This is a genomic window from Erythrobacter sp. S259 (assembly GCF_057364965.1).
Window position 1 is genome coordinate 1,940,380 of record NZ_CP200286.1, and the last position, 25,252, is coordinate 1,965,631.

The 25,252-nt window shown below is 55.4% G+C and carries 11 protein-coding genes, 1 tRNA gene and 2 pseudogenes; 5 read left to right on the forward strand and 9 right to left on the reverse strand.

The annotated features are described in order from the left end of the window. Positions 1 to 25: 25 nt before the first annotated feature. The 4 genes and pseudogenes from AC0V60_RS09235 to AC0V60_RS09250 form a co-directional block, all read right to left on the reverse strand. Positions 26 to 790: an SDR family NAD(P)-dependent oxidoreductase gene (locus AC0V60_RS09235; RefSeq protein ID WP_486178184.1), complete on the reverse strand. Its 765-nt coding sequence runs from the start codon at positions 788 to 790 to the stop codon at positions 26 to 28. 443 nt (positions 791 to 1,233) lie between these two features. Further along, complete coding sequence (locus AC0V60_RS09240) at positions 1,234 to 8,718, reverse strand: autotransporter outer membrane beta-barrel domain-containing protein (RefSeq protein ID WP_486178185.1); 7,485 nt, start codon at positions 8,716 to 8,718, stop codon at positions 1,234 to 1,236. A 261-nt stretch (positions 8,719 to 8,979) separates the two neighbouring features. Further along, positions 8,980 to 9,147 (reverse strand): annotated as a pseudogene (locus AC0V60_RS09245) (integrase core domain-containing protein); the annotation flags it as partial. Between the two features lie 369 nt (positions 9,148 to 9,516). Then, complete coding sequence (locus tag AC0V60_RS09250) at positions 9,517 to 10,272, reverse strand: response regulator (RefSeq protein ID WP_486178186.1); 756 nt, start codon at positions 10,270 to 10,272, stop codon at positions 9,517 to 9,519. Positions 10,273 to 11,138: 866 nt separating this feature from the next. Here AC0V60_RS09250 and AC0V60_RS09255 point away from each other — a divergent pair. From AC0V60_RS09255 to AC0V60_RS09265, 3 genes and pseudogenes are all read left to right on the forward strand, one after another. Beyond that, positions 11,139 to 13,244: a tetratricopeptide repeat protein gene (locus tag AC0V60_RS09255; protein ID WP_486178187.1), complete on the forward strand. Its 2,106-nt coding sequence runs from the start codon at positions 11,139 to 11,141 to the stop codon at positions 13,242 to 13,244. Positions 13,245 to 13,938: 694 nt separating this feature from the next. Beyond that, on the forward strand, positions 13,939 to 16,395 hold the full coding sequence (locus AC0V60_RS09260; RefSeq protein ID WP_486178188.1) for a histidine kinase dimerization/phosphoacceptor domain -containing protein: 2,457 nt from the start codon (positions 13,939 to 13,941) through the stop codon (positions 16,393 to 16,395). 452 nt (positions 16,396 to 16,847) lie between these two features. Further along, positions 16,848 to 17,014: pseudogene (locus tag AC0V60_RS09265) on the forward strand (IS3 family transposase); the annotation flags it as partial. A gap of 71 nt (positions 17,015 to 17,085) precedes the next feature. On the opposite strand, the gene AC0V60_RS09270 reads toward AC0V60_RS09265, so the two are convergent. After that, positions 17,086 to 17,176, reverse strand: a tRNA-Ser gene (locus tag AC0V60_RS09270). 66 nt (positions 17,177 to 17,242) lie between these two features. On the opposite strand from AC0V60_RS09270, the gene AC0V60_RS09275 reads away from it, so the two are divergent. Beyond that, positions 17,243 to 18,340: a peptidylprolyl isomerase gene (locus AC0V60_RS09275; RefSeq protein ID WP_486178189.1), complete on the forward strand. Its 1,098-nt coding sequence runs from the start codon at positions 17,243 to 17,245 to the stop codon at positions 18,338 to 18,340. Between the two features lie 90 nt (positions 18,341 to 18,430). Further along, positions 18,431 to 18,748 (forward strand): DUF1905 domain-containing protein, encoded by a 318-nt coding sequence (locus AC0V60_RS09280; protein ID WP_486178190.1) that lies wholly within the window; start codon positions 18,431 to 18,433, stop codon positions 18,746 to 18,748. Between the two features lie 10 nt (positions 18,749 to 18,758). Here the strand turns inward: AC0V60_RS09280 and AC0V60_RS09285 are convergent, their stop codons facing one another. The 4 genes from AC0V60_RS09285 to hemF form a co-directional block, all read right to left on the reverse strand. Next, positions 18,759 to 20,591 (reverse strand): methyl-accepting chemotaxis protein, encoded by a 1,833-nt coding sequence (locus AC0V60_RS09285; RefSeq protein ID WP_486178191.1) that lies wholly within the window; start codon positions 20,589 to 20,591, stop codon positions 18,759 to 18,761. A 129-nt stretch (positions 20,592 to 20,720) separates the two neighbouring features. Further along, positions 20,721 to 22,811: a RelA/SpoT family protein gene (locus AC0V60_RS09290; RefSeq protein WP_486178192.1), complete on the reverse strand. Its 2,091-nt coding sequence runs from the start codon at positions 22,809 to 22,811 to the stop codon at positions 20,721 to 20,723. A 50-nt stretch (positions 22,812 to 22,861) separates the two neighbouring features. Beyond that, positions 22,862 to 24,199 (reverse strand): TrkH family potassium uptake protein, encoded by a 1,338-nt coding sequence (locus AC0V60_RS09295; RefSeq protein WP_486178193.1) that lies wholly within the window; start codon positions 24,197 to 24,199, stop codon positions 22,862 to 22,864. 103 nt (positions 24,200 to 24,302) lie between these two features. Beyond that, the gene (gene hemF / locus AC0V60_RS09300) at positions 24,303 to 25,160 is read right to left on the reverse strand and encodes an oxygen-dependent coproporphyrinogen oxidase (protein WP_486178194.1); all 858 of its coding nucleotides are present in this window, start codon (positions 25,158 to 25,160) and stop codon (positions 24,303 to 24,305) included. Positions 25,161 to 25,252: the final 92 nt, after the last annotated feature.

Below are 25,252 nucleotides of genomic sequence, written 5' to 3' on the forward strand. Positions count from 1 at the left end.
AAATAGCTAGGGTTGTTGAGGGCGGTCAGAGCGATTGCCCATCGTCCACGGTGAACGTCCCGCCAGTAACATGGCGGGAGGCATCCGAGCACAGGTACAGCGTCAGATCATCCAACGCGCCAATATCCATCAGGCGCTTGCGGTGCCAACTCGCAATCTGGCGCTGGCCGCCCTCCGTATCGAACCAGTCGCCCACGATTTCGGTGCGAATATAACCGGGCTGGATGGTGTTGACGTTGATGCCTTTGCGCACCCACTCCCGCGCAAACAGCCTGCCAAGATGCGCAACCCCTGCTTTGCTCGCAGCGTAGGCAGCATCGCCTTGCGCTGTCATCTGAGCGGTGATCGACCCGATCAGGACAATCCGCCCCTTGATCGCATCAGACCCTTCGGCCGCAATCATCCGCTTTGCGCCTTCGCGGGCAAGCAAGTATACGCCAAGAAAATTGGTATCGAGAACCGTGCGAAGCCCCTCAATGGGCACTTCGGTTGAGCGCCCATTTGCGGCCGTCCCAGCGTTTGCAATGACCGTATCCACTGTGCCAAACGCGGCTTCCGCTTTGCCGTAGGCTGCAATGACAGACGCTTCATCCGTTACATCGAGAGCGACGGCCAAAGCCTTGCCTCCGGCCTTGTCGATTTCTGCGGCAAGCGCTTTTGTTCTATCCGTTCTGCGGGCGCCAAGAATTACATTCGCGCCAGCATCGGCCAGAACCGTTGCGAGGTGCGCGCCAATGCCAGACGAAGCGCCGCTCAACATCACGGTACGATTTGTTAGGTCTGAGATCATCGCTTGTTTCTTCGGCCGTCCTGCTTTGATCGCGGAGCAAAAAGCAGTTCTTAGCACGGCTTTTCGCTACTCATTTGTTCATCGAAGCGATAGCTAGTAGTTGCTTGTCAATCAACTAATAGATGAAACGCCGATACGCACTCTTCGATGCTGCAAAGCCTGAATTCCGTCTGAGGATGCGGCGGACGAGACGCTGCATCAAGCGAGGGTCATGGTGTCCCGCCGACTTTCAATTTGGAAAACGGCGAATAGACCCAGCGCAAACTGATACCCCGTCATCACGGCTAAGCGGATAATTCCCGGCGATGAGTTCCAATAGCGAAAAGGACTGTCTCGTTTTTAAGCTACGGACACCGCACCGCACCACCGGACCAAGCGCGCTGCGCTAGCCGGTGCATGTGCTGTGACAGTGCCGATGCGTGTTGTGTCAGTCCTCAGTTCTTCTACCACTGAAGCCTGAAACCTGTGGTAAACGAAAGGCCGCGGTTGTCCCCAAAACCTCCGTCCAACGAAGTGCGGTACGAAGCCTCACCATAGAAGGTTTTGTTTTCGTCCACGGTCAAAGAACCTCCCAACCCAACTTCGGCCCAGGTAGATGGCAGACTGGAATCAAGGCTCACACCTAACACCTCGGCAGAATTGTCATCCGAGAAGCGATGCAGCACGTTCCCGATCACGTAGTATTTTTCGCGGTCTCCGCTTGCTTCATCGTTATTCTCGAATTCATAGGCGATACCAATACGCCCCTCGAGGCTAGACTGGTTGCCAAGGTCGACTGTGTTGTTGGCATTATCTACGAAGCTTGCGCCATCCAAATTGCCCCAGACCAGCTGTGCTTGCGGGACCAACGTACCGTTCTGGCTGGTCTCGACGCGGCGACCGACCTCAAGGCTCGCAGCATAGGCTCGAGTGGTCTCATCTTGCGCCAGTTTCCCGGCTAATGATGAGAAAAAGTCGCTGGATATCCAGTTCGCTTGTCCTTGGATGTCAAAATATGTTCCGCTGTCTCCGTACCAAGTCGCGGTGAGACCAACCCCGTAGGCTTCAGAATCAATGTTCCCAAATCCGAGGGAGTTGCGTGCCGACGCGTCTTGGGTCGCATATTGAGCAGTAAGGCCCAGAACCATTGTGCCATCATCGTTTTCGTCCACTTCAAGGTCAATGCCTGCCTGAAGTCCCCAAGACGACCGATCAATGTCCGTACCTGTGCTTGCCGTGAGGTCTAGCTGATCGCCGTGAGCTCTAATCCAGATACCATCACTGGGCTCGATCTGATCGCGCGCCAACTCTTTTCCAGCCCACTGGCGCTGACCAACGCGTTGCTCAAGTGTTGGCAAGTGATTGATCCAGCCAAGTGCATTTGACGCAGCCTCGTATGTTGCACCAGTTGCGTTAGCCACCGATCCAGCCTCTAGAACAAAACTGCCGTCCAAAAATTCCAGACCGTAATCAAATGCTCCAACCGTAAAGTTGCCGCCTGCCAACACAAATGCGTCCGCATCGCTGGCTCCTTCGACAGTTACGATAGTCAGATCATTGCCCGTTCCGTTCGACGGGGTAAGGTTGTTGACACTTACGATGGTCGTGCCCGTCGCATCGCCTGTGACAAGTAGAGTGTCTGCGGTGTCATTCGTCGTATCAATATCTACGATCAGGGAACCGCCGCCGGAATAATTGCCGGAGACTGTAAAGGTGTCTCCGACAACGCCGTCTTGCGTTGTTATCACACCGTCATTGATCACATTGCCAGTGACCGAGTATACGCCTGACCCCGCACCAGTTCCGATGAAACTGCTTGATGAATCGATGCTCAGGTTGCCGAGGATCGCAAGTGCATCGCCTCCTTCAAAGACAGCGCCGTTCGTGACAATAAAGCCAGTGCTCGGCGCGGACCCTACAGAGACTTCACCGTCGGTGACTGTGAATGAGCCACCATCAACAACGATTGTCTCCCAGTTCGTTATGTCTGTGCCATTCGTCTCGACAGTCAATCCGCCCAGGGTCAGCGTATCAACAAAGCCATCACCGCTCGACAAATCATCGCCGCCATCCAGAGCCTGGCTGCCATCATAAGCAGCCGCGGTGACTGTCAGAGTGTCTGATCCATCGCCAGTTGATATGCCGGTGGTCGTACCGCCGCTCCACACAACTGCATCATCGCCTGCGCCGGTGTCGATAGCGCCAACCGTACCTGCCAGCAAAGTCACATTCTCAGTGTTGTCTCCGCCAGTGATGCTGCCAACAGAGCCGGCCGTGTCGACCACAACCGTATTGCCAAGATCATCGGCTGCAGAGCCATCCTGACCGTCATTGGCAACATTGATGTCGCCCAAAACGCTCGCATTGCCTGACACGGTGATCGTATCATCGCCGCCTGCCGCTTCGATGTCGCCGGTCACAACCGCATCGCCGGTCAGCGCAATGGTCTCATCACCAATACAGCCATCAACGCTCACCGCGCTGCTAGAACCACCCAAAGTGGTGGAGCCGCCGCAAGATGCGTTCAAAGTCTCGGTTACAAGATCGGTCACGTTCACAACCGCATTGTCGTCAAAGCCGACAACTTCCCAGTTGGTGATGTTACCGCCATTGGCCGTAACGCTCGCACCGCCCAGGGTCAGCGTATCAACAAAGCCATCACCGCTAGACAGATCATCGCCGCCATCAAGAGCCTGGCTGCCATCATAAGCAGCCGCGGTGACTGTCAGAGTGTCTGATCCATCGCCAGTGGTTATGCCGGTGGTCGTACCGCCGCTCCATACAACTGCATCATCGCCTGCGCCGGTGTCGATAGCGCCAACCGTACCTGCCAGCAAAGTCACATTCTCAGTGTTGTCTCCGCCAGTGATGCTGCCAACAGAGCCGGCCGTGTCGACCACAACCGTATTGCCAAGATCATCGGCTGCAGAGCCATCCTGACCGTCATTGGCAACATTGATGTCGCCCAAAACGCTCGCATTGCCTGACACGGTGATCGTATCATCGCCGCCTGCCGCTTCGATGTCGCCGGTCACAACCGCATCGCCGGTCAGCGCAATGGTCTCATCACCAATACAGCCATCAACGCTCACCGCGCTGCTAGAACCACCCAAAGTGGTGGAGCCGCCGCAAGATGCGTTCAAAGTCTCGGTTACAAGATCGGTCACGTTCACAACCGCATTGTCGTCAAAGCCGACAACTTCCCAGTTGGTGATGTTACCGCCATTGGCCGTAACGCTCGCACCGCCCAGGGTTAGCGTATCAACAAAGCCATCGCCGCTAGACAGATCATCGCCGCCATCCAGAGCCTGGCTGCCATCATAAGCAGCCGCGGTGACTGTCAGAGTGTCTGATCCATCGCCAGTGGTTATGCCGGTGGTCGTACCGCCGCTCCACACAACTGCATCATCGCCTGCGCCGGTGTCGATAGCGCCAACCGTACCTGCCAGCAAAGTCACATTCTCAGTGTTGTCTCCGCCAGTGATGCTGCCAACAGAGCCGGCCGTGTCGACCACAACCGTATTGCCAAGATCATCGGCTGCAGAGCCATCCTGACCGTCATTGGCAACATTGATGTCGCCCAAAACGCTCGCATTGCCTGACACGGTGATCGTATCATCGCCGCCTGCCGCTTCGATGTCGCCGGTCACAACCGCATCGCCGGTCAGCGCAATGGTCTCATCACCAATACAGCCATCAACGCTCACCGCGCTGCTAGAACCACCCAAAGTGGTGGAGCCGCCGCAAGATGCGTTCAAAGTCTCGGTTACAAGATCGGTCACGTTCACAACCGCATTGTCGTCAAAGCCGACAACTTCCCAGTTGGTGATGTTACCGCCATTGGCCGTAACGCTCGCACCGCCCAGGGTTAGCGTATCAACAAAGCCATCACCGCTAGACAGATCATCGCCGCCATCAAGAGCCTGGCTGCCATCATAAGCAGCCGCGGTGACTGTCAGAGTGTCTGATCCATCGCCAGTGGTTATGCCGGTGGTCGTACCGCCGCTCCATACAACTGCATCATCGCCTGCGCCGGTGTCGATAGCGCCAACCGTACCTGCCAGCAAAGTCACATTCTCTGTGTTGTCTCCGCCAGTGATGCTGCCAACAGAGCCGGCCGTGTCGACCACAACCGTGTTGCCAAGATCATCGGCTGCAGAGCCATCCTGACCGTCATTGGCAACATTGATGTCGCCCAAAACGCTCGCATTGCCTGACACGGTGATCGTATCATCGCCGCCTGCCGCTTCGATGTCGCCGGTCACAACCGCATCGCCGGTCAGCGCGATGGTCTCATCACCAATACAGCCATCAACGCTCACCGCGCTGCTAGAACCACCCAAAGTGGTGGAGCCGCCGCAAGATGCATTCAAAGTCTCGGTTACAAGATCGGTCACGTTCACAACCGCATTGTCGTCAAAGCCGACAACTTCCCAGTTGGTGATGTTACCGCCATTGGCCGTAACGCTCGCACCGCCCAGGGTCAGCGTATCAACAAAGCCATCACCGCTAGACAGATCATCGCCGCCATCCAGAGCCTGGCTGCCATCATAAGCAGCCGCGGTGACTGTCAGAGTGTCTGATCCATCGCCAGTGGTTATGCCGGTGGTCGTACCGCCGCTCCATACAACTGCATCATCGCCTGCGCCGGTGTCGATAGCGCCAACCGTACCTGCCAGCAAAGTCACATTCTCTGTGTTGTCTCCGCCAGTGATGCTGCCAACAGAGCCGGCCGTGTCGACCACAACCGTGTTGCCAAGATCATCGGCTGCAGAGCCATCCTGACCGTCATTGGCAACATTGATGTCGCCCAAAACGCTCGCATTGCCTGACACGGTGATCGTATCATCGCCGCCTGCCGCTTCGATGTCGCCGGTCACAACCGCATCGCCGGTCAGCGCGATGGTCTCATCACCAATACAGCCATCAACGCTCACCGCGCTGCTAGAACCACCCAAAGTGGTGGAGCCGCCGCAAGATGCGTTCAAAGTCTCGGTTACAAGATCGGTCACGTTCACAACCGCATTGTCGTCAAAGCCGACAACTTCCCAGTTGGTGATGTTACCGCCATTGGCCGTAACGCTCGCACCGCCCAGGGTTAGCGTATCAACAAAGCCATCGCCGCTAGACAGATCATCGCCGCCATTGAGAACTTGCCCATTATAAAGCGACGCTGAGACCGTTGCTGTATCTGAGCCATTCTGTCCGAAGAACCCCCCGGTAAGAGCGCCCCCGGTCCAATTGAACACGTCATTGCCATCGGCAGCCGTGGCCGCAGCGCGGTCATCACCGTAAATGTCACCGGTGAAACTTCCGCCTGTCAGATTGAAGACGTCATCACCAAGGCCCAAAATCGCATCACCAGTCGATGTGCCCGCTGTGTTGACCGTCACATTGCCCGACGTTGTTGCCTCGTCAATTCCGTCAGAATCGGTATCGCCATCGCGAATAGCAATTCCTGACGCCGATCCATCCAGCGTAGCTCCTGCTGCGATCTCTATCAGTCCAGTTCCAGACCCTATAGAGTGGATTGCTGAACCGTTACCCGCCCCACCAGTGATAGTGCCGCCGGAAATATTGGCTGTGTATGTTCCGGTCCCATCATTTTGAACTCTCGCACCATCGGAATCTGTGCCGCTCGCTGTAACGATACCGTCTGCAACTGATACCAAGGCATCTGCCGTGCTTGCAGTATTGTTTACCTGAGCAAAGACGCCGTGAGATCCTGCCCCGGCGGTGGTGACGGTGCCATCCACGAGAGTGGCTGTTGCTGAGCCAAGACCATCGTTTTGAGCGTTTAGTCCAGCAGCGTTGGCTCCGCTTGTCGCAACGGTGCCAGCTGTCATGGTGGTATCAGCAGCAGCGGTGCTTGTGGCATTTGTCACGTTTGCGAATGTACCGCGCCCATCGTCTCCAGTGGTCGTAACCATACCGCCATTTACATTAGCGCTCGCCGTCCCGGTTCCGAGCCCAGTTGCCTGAACTCCAACCGCAAATACGCCAGCGGTCGAAATAGATCCGCCCTGTATGGCAGCGATTGATGCGCCTTGGCCCGAGCCTCGCGCTTGCGCACCGCGCGCACCGTCACCAGTGGTTGTAATCGAGCCATCGACAAGGTTTGCCGAAACTATTCCGGTGCCGTTGCCTTGGGCGCGAAGTCCATCTGCGCCGGAGCCTGCAGTGGTCAAATCGCCGCCGGTCATGCTCGCTGTGGCATTAGAACTGCTGCTCGCGTTGTTTGAAAATGCTTGCACACCAAACGAATTGTTGCCTTGCGTGCTCACTGAGCCGCCTTCTAGGCTTGCAGTTGCTTCGCCAAGGCCGTTGGTTTGAGCAAAGATCCCGCGTCCGCTATTATTGGTGGTCATCACAACGCCATCGGTCATCCGCGCAGAAGCGGTGCCGTTGCTTGAACTGTTGGAAACGAACGCAAATCCGCCATGTGCGAAGGTTCCGCCGGTCGTCACTGATCCGCCGTCGATAACGACAGTTGCGTCTCCAGTCCCTCTGGCCTGAGATTGCAGTCCGCGTGCGCTAGCCCCGCTGGTATCGATAGAACCTGCCACAATCCGAGTGAGCGCTTCACCCGAACCAGAGTTGTCCGCCGAAAGGCCGCGACCGTTTGCACCGGTGGTGGTCACCGTGCCCATATTCAAAACAGCAGACGCCTCCGCCGTGCTTGCAGAATTGGTGATTGTACTAAAAGCGGCATGGCCTGCCGAGCCGCCAGTCGTAACCGAACCCCCGTTTATTTCTGCTACAGTGTCGCCCAATCCATTGGAAAGCGCAAAGACGCCGCGCGCGGCTGCACCTGTTCCAGTGTCAATTGATCCGCTTTCGACTGTTGCTGTCACAGTTGCTGTGCTGGCTGCGTTGTCTATCGACGCCAAAATGCCGTGCGAAAAATCTCCGTCCGTTGAGATAACACCGCCATCCAAGGTGGTGGTTGATATGCCCAAACCGAAGTTGATCGTCTCCATCCCGCGCGCGCTATCTCCAGTCGTGGTGATGCTGCCACCTGTCATGGTGGTGCTCGAAGCTGCTGTGCTGGTGGTATTGGAGACTGTACTCAGGGCACCGTGACCAAACTCTCCGGAAGTCGAAATCGTACCGCCTTCAACCAGCGCAGAGGATGATCCGAGGCCGGCGGTAACAGATTCGACACCTCGGGCGCTTGCGCCGGCCGTGGTGATACTGCCATTCGAAATGGAGACTGACACTGCACCTGTGCTGTTCGCATTTACATTGTTGACCAGCACACCATGCGCAAATTCACCGCCAGTCACGATTGTGCCGCCAGTCACAACACCGCTGGAACCGCCGAGCCCAGCATTGAGCGCTTGGAGACCGCGCGCACTGTCTCCAGTCGTGTTGATGTTACCGCCGCTGATCGCAACCATTGACGTAGCCATGCTCGTGGTGGTGGACACCTCAGCAAGGCCGCCATGAGAAAACTCTCCAGACGTCATTACGGAACCGCCGCTGACCTCGACTGAAGCATTGCCCGTTCCGCGGTTTCGGGCAACCAAACCAGGCGCGCTATCGCCGGTGGTTACCACTGAGCCGTCTGTCAAAGTCGTCTCAACGTCTCCAGAGCCATCAGTTCGCGCGGTCAAACCGCCGCGATTGTCACTTGAGGTGGTGACGGTGTCAAAAAGTGTTCCGTTAACGGTAATATCGCCAGTATTGGCGGCGTCCCCAGATACAAGCACACCGGGATCTTCGACAACGATGCCATTATCGTCCAATTCCAGAGTGAATTCCTCTGGCGTGTTGTACGTTACCCCGCTTCCGAAAGTTCCGGCGGGACAAGAAATCGTTGATGCCCCCGGATCATCGGGGCCGCATTCGTTCGCTGCGTTTGCGCTGACGGCCGGAAAAATGATCATCATCGCCGTACCGCCCAATAATGGTGCAAACGATGCTGCTACGCCTTTCTTCTTTGTCATACGCCCACCCCTTAATAGGTGAAGATACGAAGGAAGCTTTTCTGCGTGTGTCATTTTACGTCCTCAGGAATGTTTGCGATTTAACGCATGTGTCTTTTTCAGCGTTCGATATTCTATTGTTCAGCAAAATCGGATGTGTTTCATTTGACCCATCAATTAGCGCCAATATACTTAACAGATCGTTCACTTGTCTTAATTTTTGGGATTCTGATCGCCGCTTTTGCCTGCCAAAAGTTACTAATTTGGCAAGAAAGAGCGCGGCTATGTAAAAGCTCGTAAACGCTTTTCCGCGCGCTCTGCTGTGTTCTCGTGCCGCAGGGCCTGCGGTTCCTCGCAGGCATGGGCGAGGCTGGCGAAGATCATTTCGCCGAAGCATTCGCCTTTCAAGTAGGCGGTGGAGCTCTCAATAAATGCGTTCCGATATGGCCTGCCCGGCGCGTGGCCATGCCCTTTTCACGGCTCGGCCCTTTGACCAGCGCGGGATCGCCATAGTGGTGAGTTCGGTCCAATTATCGCAGATGGTCGTGTAAGACCGCGCTGTTCTCATATCGCCTGGGAAATCTGCGGGCTCAGCCGCCCCCTTGCCTCTCGCTCGTTGGCGATCGCGCAAAAGGTTTCTTCGTGTCGAGGGATGTTCGCAGAGTATCCGCGGTCCCGTGCGGCTAGTCAGAATAAGACCCTCGATCCTATGTCAACACCCCTCCATTCGGTGCTATCGGCGCGCTCATGAGAAAGAAACCCTAGCTCCCATCAGATATACGGGGATGTTTAGGCACCTCCAACAAGGCTACGCCCGAATCATTGCTGAGCGAAGCGCCGGTACTGTGATGGAGTGGTATCGGCCACTTTCCGAAAAGCCGAAGTGAAATGTGACTGGTTTGAAAACCCAACGCCCAGTGCAATCTCGGCGACAGGCCAATCCGTATTGCGCAGAAGCCTTTTCGCTTCCTTGATGCGCTCTGCGTTTACATATTTGTGCGGCGGTTCTCCAAAACTGGCTTTGAACCTCCTGGAAAACTCCGAAACGCTCAACTGACAAAGGTTCGCAAGCTCATCAACGCCAATCGGTTTGTCGAGGTTTCTGGCAATAAAATTCTCCACGTTTTCGCGCGCATTTCTGGCAAGAACTATTGTGCCGGAATTGGAGGCGGATTCCATTTTCGCCGAGTCTATCGTCGATGCCGAGTTTGAATAATTTGCAGTCGCTGTGTTGACCAAGACATCGACTGATTCAATGCTGAATGGCTTAATCAAATACCCGTTTGGCCGGATCACTGACGCCTTTAAGACCGTGCTGTGATCGGCATGGCTTGTAAGAAATGCGAGGGCCATCTCGTGGTCTTCGCGCAGCTCTGTCGCGAGAGCAATTCCGTCTCTCTCGCCGTCAATCTGGATGTCGATGAGAGCCAAGTCAGGCGAGTGTTCTGATGCAAGCGCGACCGCTTCTTGATATTCGCTTGCAGTCCCCACAACCTCGTGGCCGAGCAAATGCAGTATCTCTGCCAAATCGCGGGCTGTTACCCGCTCATTTTCGATAATTAGAATTCTGCTCAATGCCTGTCTCCAGCGGGTTTGTCGGTTTGGCCAACCGTTTCAACCTTTCGACATCACAATCGACCGGTTCGCAACACCCACTTCGCAATGAGAAGCGGGAATTGAACAATTATCTCCGGAATTAGAAATACGCGAGCCCCACTTGCTGCGAAAACAAGATTGAGACGGCGGGTTAGGCACCTGTCAGAGGAGGTAAGCTTGCTAGCAGAACAAATTCCGAGTGATACCGATCACCAGTCGACAGCTTGGGGTGAACTGATCTTGAGCCCATCCCGGCGTTACCATTCGCCGAAGCGGCGAAACTATCACGGTTGGGAATCTGTGCGAGAGATTGATGCAGTGACGGTTTGCGAAGACCCGCGTCACTGGAAGTCACTCACAGTGCGGTCCTTTCGCGGTGACAAGGAGGCTTATACAAAGTTGCTTGAAGAGTTTTCAGTCTGTCTGGAGCTTTTCTTCGCCCGAATTCTACCTGACAATGCGGCCTTGTACGCGGTCCAGGATACACTTCAATCGGTCGGGAGAAAAATTCACACTTGCGACCCCAATCGTCCAATATTGCCATGGCTGCTCGCGATTGCGACCTACCGGGCAAAGAACCCCAGTTTCGAATATCGCATGAATTAACCCACCCCGCGTGCCCCTACTGTCCCCATGTAAAGGCACGCGAAGACACCCGGCGCTCTCTCCCTCAGGCCCTACATGAAGCGCCGGGTGTCTACCCTTTTCCATACCGCTGGTTTGACGAAGACCAGCCTTAACGATTGCATACGGAAAAAACGACGCCAGAAGTTTGCGATCTTGAATACGACCACGCCGTCTGCAACAGACCAGCAGCTTTGGCGTCATAGCAATTGGGGAATCAAGTGACCATACAAAGGCCTTTCATTTATCTGGCGGCCGCATTTGTCACAATATCGCTCGTGGTCGGTGCGATCTTGCTGCTCGAACCGATCAAAACCGAGGCGACTAGCGCATGTGATCGTTTGCTTGCGCAGCTACCGGAAAGAGGCCCTGAGCGCCTTTCCGCCGGCGAGCTTTGCGTCAACGAATTGCCAACCCTTTCAAAACCCGAACAAAGGCGCATTGTGCGCGACTATGCCCGGCGGCTGCCAGACTATATCGAACCCAGCAAACTGGGAGACGTGGTGGCGAGCCTTCCAAGCGATATTGCGCTGCCGCTTGAAGCGTATGCCGTACGATACTCGGCAATTGGGTCGGTAGAGGACCAGGCCAACCATCTCGACCAGTTGAGTGATCGCGCCGACAAGCAAGATGATGATCTAGCAAACGCGCATATCGCATTCCGCAGGGCTGTCAGCGTTTTTAGAAGTGGCGGTGACTTTCAGGTGATGGAACAGCATCTGCAAACGGCGCTCTTGCATGCCGAAAGCACGGATGCGGTAGGCTTGATACCTTACATCACAAATTCCCTCGCGATCCGCGCGAAAGTCGACGGTGAGTATGATCTGGCGATCGCCAGATACAGGAATGCCCTCGAACAGTTTGAGACGAGCGGCGATATGGGGTCCACAGGGATTGTCTATTCGAACATTGGGAATATTTTCTCGGATCTGGGAGATAGCCAACAAGCCGTTAGCATGCAGGAGAGAGCGATTGACATCTATCTCAAGCACTCGCCTGAGCAAGAGCAACGCCTTGCAACTGCCTTTACTAATCTCGGCACTTCGTACGCGGACGAAAGCGAATTTGAGAAATCAATAGATGCTTTCGATCAGGCAAGGCAATACAGCGATAGGCTCGAAACACGCCGCATGGACGGACTGATAAACTATCAAAATGCCCTTGCTCTTTTTCGGACTGGCAAACGAGACGAGTCGATACAGATGGCTCAACTTTCAGTCGACCAAATCCTGGAACACCGCGACCCGTCCGAAGCCGCAACAGCTCTCAATTGGCTCGCTGCGAGACATCTTGAGGATGGAGACTTTAAGGAAGCACGCGCGTCGCTGGACCGGGCTCGCACAATTATGGAGCCAGAGGGGACGGGAGTGCAAGGGCTCCTTGCGAACCCTGGCAACACATATTGGGCTCAGGAATACGCAAACAGTATGGGCAGTCTTCTGTTCGCGCTTGGTCAGCGAGCTGAAGCTGCAGAATATCTGAACGCTGCGCTAGCGCTAAGCAGTGAGCGTTTCGAACGAGAGAAGATGAGCGCCGTGGTCAATAGCGAGTTGCTGCTCAAATTGCGGGACCGTGACCTTCAACTCGGTCTCATGGAAGATGAGGCGGCTATTTCCAGCCTCAAACTGCGTCAGTCGCACCTTCAATTGCTCACTGCGATTGCGGTGGCGGTCGCAATCGCGCTCGGCGGAGTGGTGGCCTATCGTGCATACCGATCACAGCGCCAAGCTGCCGATGCGAAAGACCTGTTTCTCAAAGAAATTCATCACCGCACGAAGAACAATCTGCAACTGCTAACAAGCATTTTGAATCTGAGTTCGCGCCAAGAGAGTAGCGAAAGCGATCAGCAGCTGGATGCAGCGAGCAGGGCACAGACGATGGCTCTTGTCCACGAACATATCTATGCTCAAGAAACGCCCAGTTCGATCTTGATCGACGTGAATGAGTTCATTGATAACTTGTTGGTTTTGCTGGAGCGAAGTTTCGGCCGGGACGGCATTGAGCTAACGTGGCAAACGGATAGTGAGGGCGTTGATGTGGATCAGCTCACACCGCTGGGCCTTCTCATCAGTGAGCTGATCATCAATGCCTACAAGCACGGATTTCCAGAAAACGGCGGGTCTATCGCCCTTGAATTTCAAGCACAGGCTTCTGGTTTTGAGTTGAAAGTCAGTGACAACGGGACCGGTTTTCCTGAAGCGGACCCGTCGAAGCAACAAAACGGCCTTGGAATAAGGCTCATTGATGATCTGATTGACCAGCTTGATGCAACACGAACGCTACAGACTGACCAAGCTGGTACAATCTGGACGATATCGTCAAAATGAACGCTTGATGCCGTAAGGTCAGACCGCTGCCCCCCGTCAGCAGATGTTCCCCGCCAGCGTTCGTGAGGCAGATTGAGGTGATTGGATTGATGAGATTAGAATGACCAAGTTCCAAAGTTTATTGAGAGCGGATGGTGAAGGCTTCGGACGCCGCCAACACGTTCAATATGACGTTTACACTCTCAGATTGCGACCGCGCCCACATCAAGCACAGACCGCGGGTGCTATCGGATATTTGGCAGAGCGGCAGCCATCACCCAACGAGGAGAGAAGATTAAACAGCAGACACTCGCGAAGCGGAGCCCTTAAGACGTCTCACCTCATCTGACGAGAGACAATTGCGGCAGGAATTCTGCTTGGAGCCGGAGGCGGGCCAATCACACGTCTCAGCTCTAGATCAGCAGTCCTCCCATGGCCGCGAACACCCTCTTGATGCCAATTGCTGGCCCAGAAAGTTCTGCCTTTTGATTTGATTCGTCACGGTTACCGATACGTATTATAACTTACAAAACGCCGGGATTTTTGGGTGCACTAGCCAAGTCCTGTGTGTTCTTTCTTGGTCACAAACACATGTGGAGAATGACCTGCTCAATGATCGTCGCCTCAATATAGGATGCCGGATGGCTGGTTCAGTCAGCTTTCTTTTTGAAAGTCATTTGATGTGATGGGGATCAGTGTTCGGATATTAACAGTGGTGGCAGCGCTTTTTGCGCTGAGCGGCCCCCTTTCGCACGCCCATGCTAAGGGCGTTGTCACCGCAGAAACCGGCACGTTTTCGGGCAAACTTCCACCTTCATGCGCTGTGCGGCTCCAAGTTGCCAACAATGTCGAAAAAGGCGCAGGCCAGTGTAAGGATAACCTTCTAGCTCTGTCTGAAACTTCATTGCACGCAATTATCGACGAAGATTTGCGACTGGCCCGCCTCTACCTTCCGACCGCACACATCGCCGAAATAGCTGGACGGCTGAGAGGGCGGCGCGCAGCATCGCTTTTGGCTGCGGCAACTATGCTTGCTGCAAGAAATGATGAGCCGGTCGACTTGGGCGATTTGTCTTCGGCAATCCACACTGCGAAGCGGACCGAAAACTGGGTTGCAATGAGTTACCTGGCACACGCTCAGTTTCTCTCCGCGGACGAGAATGAAGACAAGACATCGATCGAGAAAATGAGCGACAGAACCAATCTGTTTGCGCGCCACTCCGGTACGATTGGCCTAGAAACGCTGATCGCATTCGATGCTGGCCAAACGGTTTACAGGCAACGCGAATACAACACCGCGTTAGAGGCGTTTGGCGCCGCATATCAAGGTTTCGCCCGGCGCGGTGACCGATTTAATGCCGGCAGGGCCTGCTACCAACTTGGTCTTGCCATAGCAAAGACTGATAAGACTTTCGCTGATTTGTACGGCCAGGCTATCGCCGCCAAGGGCGCACCTGAGGAGCCTTGCCTTTTGACTGCTGCTGAGGCTCGGGGCCGTGACGAACAGGTCGATTATGAGACGCTCATGCGCCTTGGGATGGAACAGATCGAAGCCGCTGAAAAACTTGGCTTAATGAACATGGCTCCAAGCATCTACAATTCCAGAGCCATCTACGCCAAGCGAGCAGGCCAGTATGCCGAAGCAATGGAAATGTATCAGCAAGCGCAAGAAGGTTTCGTGCAAATCGGCGAGAATGCTCTGGCCGCTGCAACTCTCGTCAACAGAGCAGTCGTATTTACCGAAATTGGCGATCCTGATTCCGCTATCCCGCTCATTAAGAAGAGCATCCCGATAATGCAGCAATTCGCACCAGATCGGGCAGATATGGTCCTCAAAGCAGAATACCAAATGGCCAAAGCTCACGCGATGGCGAAACGCCATGAGGAGGCTAACCGATGGTTTGCATTGGCGATGGAGACCAGTGCTTCGCTGCCCTACCGCAAATTCGATGGGATGGTCGCCGGGCGATACGCTCGCTCGCTCTACGAGACCGGTGATTTGCAAAACGCATTTGTAACGGCAGAGATGGCCTCAGATATTCTCCTGGAATATGGAACAGTTGCCGACCAGCCTGAAGCCGCAGGGATATTGGCATGGTTGGGGGCTCGCTACGTCGACAATGGCCGCACCGAACAAGCGCGATCTGCACTGGAGCGCGCACGCGCGTTGATGCAAAGCGGTAACGACAGTCAATTCTACGCGCTTGATGCGCCAGGCGACCTATTCGTGAAGATCGATTACGCTGAGGCAATGGCGCGCGTTATGAGCGCTTTTGGACGCGATGATGAGGCAGCGCGGTATGCACTTGCTGCCCTTGAGCTGAACCGGCGCAGACTTGAAGAAACAGGCCTTCGTGCGATTGCGAATGCTGAAATTCAGCTAGCTTTGAAAGAACGCGAAACATCGTACAGCTTGATGGAAAAGCAGTCCGAATTAACCGCGTCAGAGCTGCGCGCTTCACAATTGCGTGCGGGGCTGGGCGCGGTCGCAACGGCATTGGCTGTAACGCTCGCACTATTGGCATTCACTGCATTTCGGCGTCAGCGCAAATTCGCGCAGCAGAAAGATACATTTCTTGCTGAAATTCACCACAGAACAAAGAACAACCTGCAACTGCTCACGAGCCTGTTCAATATGGATACTCGCCGTCAGGTCGATGGGGCTGATCCAAAATCAAATCAAAGGGAGGCAGCCAACCGAGCTCGGACCATGGCTTTGCTGCACGACCATATCTATTCGCAGCCGCTCGGCGAAACGAGTGAGATTGCCCTGCGACCATATGTCGAGAAGCTGCTTGATCTTCTAAGGAAAAGTCTCGGCCGAGATGGCATTACAATTGAGAGTGAATTGGACGATGTCAGCGTCGATCTTGGTAGTCTCACTCCGCTTGGACTAATTGTGAATGAGCTTGTCACTAATGCATTTAAGCACGGATTTATGGCGTCGGGAGGCAAAATCACTGTCAGCTTGCGCGATCATGGGGCTAAGATCGAGTTGAAAATAGCGGACAATGGTTCGGGAATTAATTCTTCACTGACGAGAAGCGATGGGTCAGGCATAGGCCTTTTCCTGGTTGACGACTTGGTCGCGCAGCTCGCAGCGGAAAAGACCCTCGAAACCGGGCGCGATGGCACCGTGTGGTCATTTCTAATCTCCAAACAATCAGACTGATTGAAGCCCGCTTACCCTAACCTTGCGACTATTTCAGACCAGCGAGATGAAATAAGAATGCATGCGCGGCACCAATCCTAGCCTCAATGTTCGCGGCCTTTCGGCATCTGCGTCTGATTGCTCGACTGATCTCAACTGGCAGAACCGGTGCGAGCTCCCCGATCTGCTAGTCGACATTGCTTGTTGGAGGCATATGAGCATAGGCGAACCCTCGCACCGACCGCTTGTCGATGCGCATGTACCCGAGCAGAGGCGGGTGCCGGCTGTGTAATGGCTTTTACCGGTACGAATATAATATCGCTCGGCCCGATGGTCTGCAATTTCTAACCGCGCCCCTTCTCCGCCCCAATCGCAATAGTTCGGGGTTCGAAGGCGGGTTTATTGTCGTTATCAAGTTCTGGCGGGAACATGCCGATTGGCTTCAAGCCCTTGGTTTTTTGGACAACCTAGGTACGCTCAAGATGCGGGTGCTGATCGAGAAGCACTTCCTGCCCGGCGATCTAAAAACCAGATCGAAGCCTTCGTCGAAGAGTACAACCATCAAGGCTACCACGAGAGCCTCGACGACGTCACACCGGTCGATGCCTACCTCGGCAGGGCAACCGCCATCATCAAACAGATGAGATCAAACACTCGTTAAGCCAGAGCCTCAGCGCGTCTGGATTTATCGAACGACGGGAGAAAAGGTGGTGGCGGAGACGGTGGGATTCGAACCCACGATACGGGGTTACCGTATACACACTTTCCAGGCGTGCGCCTTCGACCACTCGGCCACGTCTCCGTTGGGAGAGCCCTCTAAACGCGGCGGGCTTGAGGTGCAAGCGCTGTGATGTCATGTCTGCGGGTTATGAAACACATGACACTCGCCGCCGCCGCATTGATCGCAATTGCCGCTCCGCTGGGCGCGCCTCTTTCCGCTCAGGATGAAGAGGAGGCGGCGCCCTCGCCTAATGAGATTGTGAACACTGCCGCGGCTGAGGATTGGTTGCAGATTGCTGCGGAAGACCTGCTGGTGATGACGCTCGCACCCCCGGATCAGGGTCGGGGGCAGGCTTCACACGATGGGAAGCCGCGCGAAGTCGTAATCCAGCTGATGCCAGCGCCTTTTAGCCAAGGCTGGGTGGAGAACATTCGCAAGCTCGCCCGCGCCAAGTGGTATGACGGTATCACAGTCAACCGCGTGCAGGACAATTACGTCGTCCAATGGGGCGATCCGGGGCATGACAATCCGGAAGGCGAAGGGATTGAGACCAAGCCTTTGCCTGAGGGGCTAAGGGTGATGGGCGAGGAGGACTACGAAGTCCCGATCACCGAGGAAATGCGGAATGACGCGACGCGCGATCATGGCCAAAGATCGGAAAATGGGCCGACTGGGTGGACGGTCTATGCACCTTTAGACTCTAGTCAGTTTGAGAACAGCCGACGGCTGTCCAACATTTTTGGCGGCGACCCATACGCTTATTTCAATTTCTCATATATGGGATGGCCCATATCTTTCGGCAACATGACGCACGCGTGGCCCGTCCATTGCTACGGCATGGTCGGCGTTGGCCGCAATTATTCCCCCGACACTGGCTCTGGCGCTGAGCTCTACACCGTCATCGGCCATGCGCCCCGGCACCTTGATCGCAATATCGCGCTTGCGGGCCGCATTATCAGCGGGATGGAGCATCTCTCCTCCCTTCCGCGTGGTTCAGGTGTCTTGGGCTTCTACACCGAGGAAGAAGTAGACCTTCGCACCCCAATCCTCTCCATCCGCGTTGCCTCTGACCTCCCCAAAGCCGAGCGCCCCGCATTCGAGTATCTCTCCACCGAAACCGAGACCTTCGCCAAGTACGCCGAGGCCCGCGCAAACCGCCGCGATCCGTTCTTTATCGTGCCAGCAGGCGGGGCGGATATCTGCAATATCCCAGTGCCCATTCGTGAGGTTGCGGGTGGGGAGTAACTGCCTCAATTCGCCATTGCGAGCCCCGAAGCGGTGCAGCAATCCAGAGCGCTCACGCGATCCGCTCTGGATTGCTTCGCTACGCTCGCAATGACGGAGGAAATCACCGCCACCCTCTCTTTACGCCGGTGGCAAGGAGATAAGGGCACCTATCACCTCGTCGGCTTCACAGGCGATCAGGCCGAGGCTTTGGCTGGCCATGCTCTGATGCAAAAACTCGAATTCGGGCGCATTCGCGGGTTTGGCTCTGTCAAAGTCACCGCGACCGTTGGCGAGACCAGCTGGAAAAGCAGCGTTTTCCCGCAAGACAAGCAGTCCGAATGGATCCTGCTCATTAGCAAGAAGATCATGAAAGCCGAGGACTTGGCACCCGGCGATGAGCTATCCGTGAGCGTTACACCGCTTTAATTCGCGCTGTTCACGCAGCTTTATCGTCGGCTTCCAACTCGCGCGCAGAACGGCGAACATCTGCAATAAAGCGGCCCGCCTTATCCCGAAGATCTTCCGCATGATTGCCAAGCGCAGTTGCGCTTGCCACCACATCATCAGCCGCCGTACCCGTTTCCTCGCTTGCCTCGCGCAGCGCCACAAGCAGCTCGCTGACCTGACGCGACCCTTCGGCGACCGTGTCGATATTGCGCGCAAGTTCTTCGCCAGAAACCGATTGTTGATCCACAGCAGTCGCGATCACGACAGCCACTTTTTCAAGCTCACCGATCTGGCCATAGATCGAATTAAGGTCTTTGGCGCTCGACCGCGTGGAATCTTGCATTGCAGTAATTTTCTCAGCCACCGAACTGGTCGCAGCGCTTGTCTGCATAGCGAGTTCTTTCACCTCGCTTGCCACCACAGCAAAGCCGCGGCCTGCCTCGCCGCCGCGCGCTGCTTCAATCGACGCATTGAGCGCAAGCAGATTGGTACGCTGAGCGATGGTTTGAATAAGCCCCGCAATCTCGCCCACTTCTTCAGCAGCACCGGATAGGTCATCCATCCGCGTATTGGCAGAGGCCACCAAAGTGGTCGCATCGCGCGCCAGGGTTGCAGACGCCGTTGCTTGCTGGCTGATTTCATTGATCGAAAGCGCAAACTCATCGGTTGCCGCAGCAGCAGCGGTGACATTGGCTGATGCACTTTTCATTGCCGCGCTCGCGCTATCGGCCTGCCCGTTTGAACCATCTGCGACATGGACCATCTGCGCAGAGGTCGCCTTAAGCTGCTGCGAGGCGGCCGACACCGAAGTGATCAGCTCGCCAACCGACACTTCAAAGTCATTGGCGAGGTTTTCCAGAAGCTGGCTCTTTTCCAATTTCAAAGTGCGCATCTCTTCGGCAAGCTGCTTTTGGCCATCAAGCTGGGCTTCGACTTCTGACGCGCGGCTTTGCGATAACTCACTCAGTTGGAGCGATGAACGCTGGAAAATTGCCAGCGCGCGCGCCATCTCGCCGATCTCGTCGGTGCCGTCCCGGCATGGGATGTCGATCGAGGTTTCCCCTGCGACCATTTTATCCATCGCACCGGTAAGCTGCCTGATTTTTTTCGAAACATTTGCAGCGATACGGCGAGCCGCAAAGCTGGCAACACTGATACACAGAATGCTCAAGATCAATAACCCTAACAGAAACCTCGAGATGTCTGTGAACAGCTGGGCTGTGCTTGCCTTTATCTGGGTGCGGAAAGTTTCGGTGAAGGCAACCAGATCAGATCTGACCGCTGTGACATCGCTGCGCAACACCGCCAGATCCGGCGCGCTTGCGCTGGTGGCCTCAAGCTCGATATGGAGCGCCTCAACCTTCTCGCGCAGATCCATATACGTCGCACCATAGGTTTGCGGCATTGAGCCGCTGAATTGATTGATCGGTTCATCAAGCAGGGATACCGCTTTGACAACAGCTTCGTCGGCCAATTCAATCGCGCGGTCACGCGCCTGCGGCGACGTTGCTCGCTCTGCCTGCTGAAGACGGTCTGCGACCTCGTAAAGCGCGATTGCAGCGTTGTTGCTGCGTGCTTCGACGGCATTGGAGATCGAATGATCGCGGCCTGTTTCTGTGAAGAACCAAGCGGCGAACAAAATCAGGCCCACAAGAAATGCGAGAACAATAGTATTGCCAAGCACCGCTACGCGAAGTTTGCCTGCGACCGAAAGGCGATCAAGCCAATTGATATTCACTATCGTATCAGGCGTCTGCTCGGTCGAACTGCTAAACTGACCGGCTGACAAATCAGGCTCAAACTGATGGTTTAGCGCTGTCACTACCCCAATCCCCTTTAGTGCACCGGTCCCAGTACGGGTCCGGACTTACTAAGGGGAATTACCGGCATTGGTTTAAGACATGGTAAACTTGAAATTAACCACGCGAATGCGCCGCGCTCTGTATAATGGTCAGATACGATCTGCCTGCGCCACAGCATCGCTTGCCCGCAAGGCTGAAAGGATGCGCGAGAGGTGCGCCACATCATTGACCTCTGCATCAATGGCATAGGTTGCAAAAGGCGGCTCCAGATTGGATTGGCGAAGATTGGTCACATTGATTTTATTCTGCGCAAAGATTCCCGCCATCTCCGCCAAAGTGCCCGGCCGATCATAAATCGTGACTGAGAAGCGCCCAACGGCCCCGTGCGAGCGCCTGCCCCAATTGAGGTCCAGCCAATCGCTATCAACACCGTTGGCCAGTTCAAAACAGTCAATCGTATGGACGATGACACGCTCGCCTTTGCGCCTTAGTCCGACAATCCTATCGCCTGGTACTGGGTGACAGCAATCAGCGAGCTCAAAGGCGACACCTGGCGTTAGTCCCCGGATTGATATTTCGCGCTCTCTGCCGGCCCACTCTTCTTCTTCGTCAAATTCCGAAGTGCAGCCCGGAACCAGCGCCTCCATGACCTCGCGGTCGCTGATCTTGCCGCCGCCAATGGCAAACATAAGATCATCCGGTTCATCCATCGAAAGCCGTTTGACGGCGTCGTTAATCGCCTTCTTGCCAATTTTCGCAGGGACCCGCGATGCAATCTCATCGAAGAGTTTCAACCCGATCTCAGCCACTTCGTCGCGCTCTTTAAGCCGAACCGCCCGCCTGATTGCAGCGCGCGCTTTCCCGGTGACAACAAAACCCAACCATGACAATTGCGGGCCTGCATCTCCGCCTTTGATGATCTCCACCACATCGCCATTCGAAAGCTGCGTGCGAAGCGGCATGTGCCGGCCATTTATCTTCACCCCAACAGTGGCAAGCCCAAGATCGGTGTGCACCGCAAAGGCGAAATCAACCGCCGTTGATCCTTTGGGCAATTGGAACAGCGCGCCCTTCGGGGTGAAGGCGAAGATGCGATCCTGATAAATTGCAAGACGTGTATGCTCGAGCAATTCCTCAGCATCGTGGCTTGCATCGACGATCTCAATCAGATCGCGCAGCCAGCCTACCTGCCCATCAGCCTTGTCCGCTTGCTTATAGGCCCAATGCGCAGCGAGCCCGAATTCGTTGCGATGATGCATTTCGTGCGTGCGAATTTGCACCTCAACCCGCATCGAATTTTCATACATCAATGAGGTGTGAAGTGACCTGTAACCATTGGTCTTGGGCGTCGAGATGTAATCTTTGAATTTTCCCGGCAAAAACTGCCAAGTGGTGTGAAGCACGCCCATCGCGGCATAGCAGTCTGTGATATTGTCCGTGATAACGCGGAAGGCCATGATATCTGTGACCTGCTCAAAACTCACATGGCGCTCTGACATCTTTAGCCAGATTGAATATGGGTGCTTTTCGCGGCCCGCCACCTCAACCGAAAGGCCCGCCTCCGCCAGAGCCTGCTTGATCGCCAGCGCTATTGCATCAACCTCGCCGCTGTCTTCACCGCGAAGTGCGCCAAGCCGGTCGGTGATGGTGGCATAGGCTTCGGGCTCAAGCTGCTGAAAGGCGAGGGCCTGCATTTCTCGCATATATTCATACATACCCACCCGCTCAGCGAGAGGCGCGTAGATATCCATGGTTTCGCGCGCGATACGCCTGCGCTTCTCAGGCTTTTTGATGAAATGGAGCGTGCGCATATTGTGCAAGCGGTCCGCAAGCTTAACCAGCAGCACGCGAATATCCTCAGACATAGCGAGGAGGAATTTGCGCAAGTTTTCTGCGGCCCGCTCATTTTCGGGCATGGTCTCGATCTTCGAAAGTTTCGTCACCCCATCGACAAGCCGCGCCACATCCGGGCCAAAGTTCGCCTCAATATCGTCGATAGTTGCCAAAGTGTCTTCGACCGTATCGTGGAGCAGCGCGGTCATGATCGTCTCTTGATCAAGCTGCAGGTCGGTCATCAACCCTGCAACTTCGACGGGATGCGAGAAATAAGGGTCCCCGCTTGCGCGTTTTTGGCTGCCGTGTTTCTGGACCGTATACACATAGGCACGGTTAAGCGCCGCCTCATCGGCGTCAGGGTCGTAATCAAGGACCCGTTCCACAAGTTCATACTGGCGCAGCATTGACAGCAATGTGCGTGGCTAAGCGCAAAGCTGCAAGCGTAAAACGCAAGTCAGCCGATGATCGGGTCTTTCGCATCGGTGCGCATGGGTGAGCCGCGCCCAACCGCCCCCATTGCGAGCCATGTTGCAGCGGTGATCGTGCCTACCCGTCCAATGAACATCAGCGCCACAATCACGAGTTGTCCGTCAACGGGAAGATCGCCGGTGATCCCGCGGCTAAGGCCCACAGTGGCGAAGGCAGAAATCGTCTCGAATACGATGTCCTCGAACTCAAATGCCGTCCGCGCCATCAGGTAGAACGAGGCAAGGAATATCGCACTCAGGGCGAACATAATGACGGTGACGGCCTGGCTGGCCAGCCGGTTGCTGATTTGGCGCCCCTCCATCTCCGCATTGCCAAGCCCGCGCACCTGATAGATCAGGATGACGAACAGGATGGTGATGGTGGTGATCTTGACCCCGCCCGCTGTCCCCGCGCTACCGCCGCCGATAAACATTAGGATATAGTTGAACAGCACCGTCTCATCGCGAAACGCCGCGACATTGAGGCTGTTAAAGCCGGCTGTGCGCGGCATCGCCGAATGGGTGAAGGCGTTGAGGAGCTTTGCGCCAATGGACATCGGGCCCAAAGTGTCAGAATTGTGCATCTCAGCTAGCAGCACTGCGAAAAATCCACCGGCGAGAAGGATGATCGTGCCGTACAATGTGATGCGGGAATGCAGCGTCCAGTTTGACGTTTTGCGCCCGCATTGGATCATATCTTGGATCACCGGAAAGCCGAGAGATCCGATGATTACTGCAAGGACAATCGGCATCAGGACCAAAGCGTCCGTATTGAAGCCCATGAGGCTGTCCGAAAAAGTCGAAAAGCCGGCATTGTTGAACGCGCTCACCGCTTGAAAGAGGCCGTGCCAGAAGGCGGTTCCGAGCGGCATGTCGTGAAGAGTGTGAAAGCGGTATGTGAGCACTGCAGTGGTCACGGTTTCCACGATCACTGTGACGATCAGGATCAGCTTGATGGCAAAGCCTGCATCCGAAAGGCTTAATTGCTCGCGCTCAATATCGCGCTCCACCGTGCGGCGGAAAACCACATTGCGACCCAAGACCAACGCGAAGAACGTCGCCGCTGTTTTAGTCCCCAGACCGCCGATTTGGATCAGGAACAGAATTGAGCATTGCCCGAACATGCTCCAATAGGTTGGCGTATCCTCGACGATAAGGCCTGTGACCGCGATGGCTGAGACGGCGGTAAAGAGAGCGGTAGACAAGGGCGCACCCGCCTCGCCTGTCGTGGAGAGCGGCAGCCATAGTAAGATTGTGCCAAACGCAATGGCGATAAGGTAGAGGAGCGGGACAAGCCGCACGGGATGACGCATTGCCCAAAGCATGCAGGATTAAGCCCTAACCGTTGGGATTGTTCCGAAATTTGCCTTCACTAAGCAGTCAAACACGAGGCCATGCCGCTCGCAAGTGCTTTGGGAAAAGGGCCTCCTAACTCCAAGTCGCCCTCGGCGGGAGGCTCATCAGGATCGCGTCGATATTCCCGCCGGTTTTAAGGCCAAAGATCGTGCCCCGATCATGCACCAAGTTAAACTCAGCATAGCGCCCGCGATATTCGAGCTGCGCTGCCTCATCCTCCGGCGAAAACGCGTCATTCATGCGCTTGCGCACCAGCTTGGGATACACGTCGAGAAAGGCCTTCCCGACATCCTGTGTGAAGGCAAAATTGCGGTCGAAACTAGCATCGTCCTCGCACGCGAGATGGTCGTAGAATATCCCGCCCACACCCCGGTGCACTTCGCGGTGGGGGATGTAGAAATAGTCGTCCGCCCACTTTTTGTACTTCTCATAATAAGTCGGATTATGCGCGGCACAGGCGGCGCGCATTGAGGCGTGAAACGCCTCGGTGTCTTCCTCGTGCGGGATCGGCGGGTTAAGGTCCGCCCCGCCCCCAAACCAAGCAGCCTGTGTGGTCAAGAACCGCGTGTTCATATGGACAGCGGGAACCTTCGGGTTCCACATATGCGCGACAAGGCTGATGCCGGTTGCGGTGAACTCAGGATGTTCAACGCTCGCCCCGTTCACTTGATTGGCAAAAGCTTCGGAGAAGGTCCCACGAACGGTCGAGACATTGACGCCGACCTTCTCGAAGACTTTGCCCTTCATCAGGCCTTGGACGCCGCCACCGGGATCATCATTACCTTCTTCCTCGCGGGTCCAAGGCGTATATTGAAAGCTCGCATCTGAGCCCGCATCGCGCTCAATGCTTTCAAAAGCGGCGCAAATTTGATCGCGAAGGCTCTCAAACCATGTTTTTGCACGCTCTGTATGACCGGCCCAATCGCTCATAGATATCCCTTGTCCATTGTTGTGATTGCATGTGCCTTATGACAGCAAATGTGTCCACCCGCTTTGACACTTGTCAAACGGGAGCCGCCAAG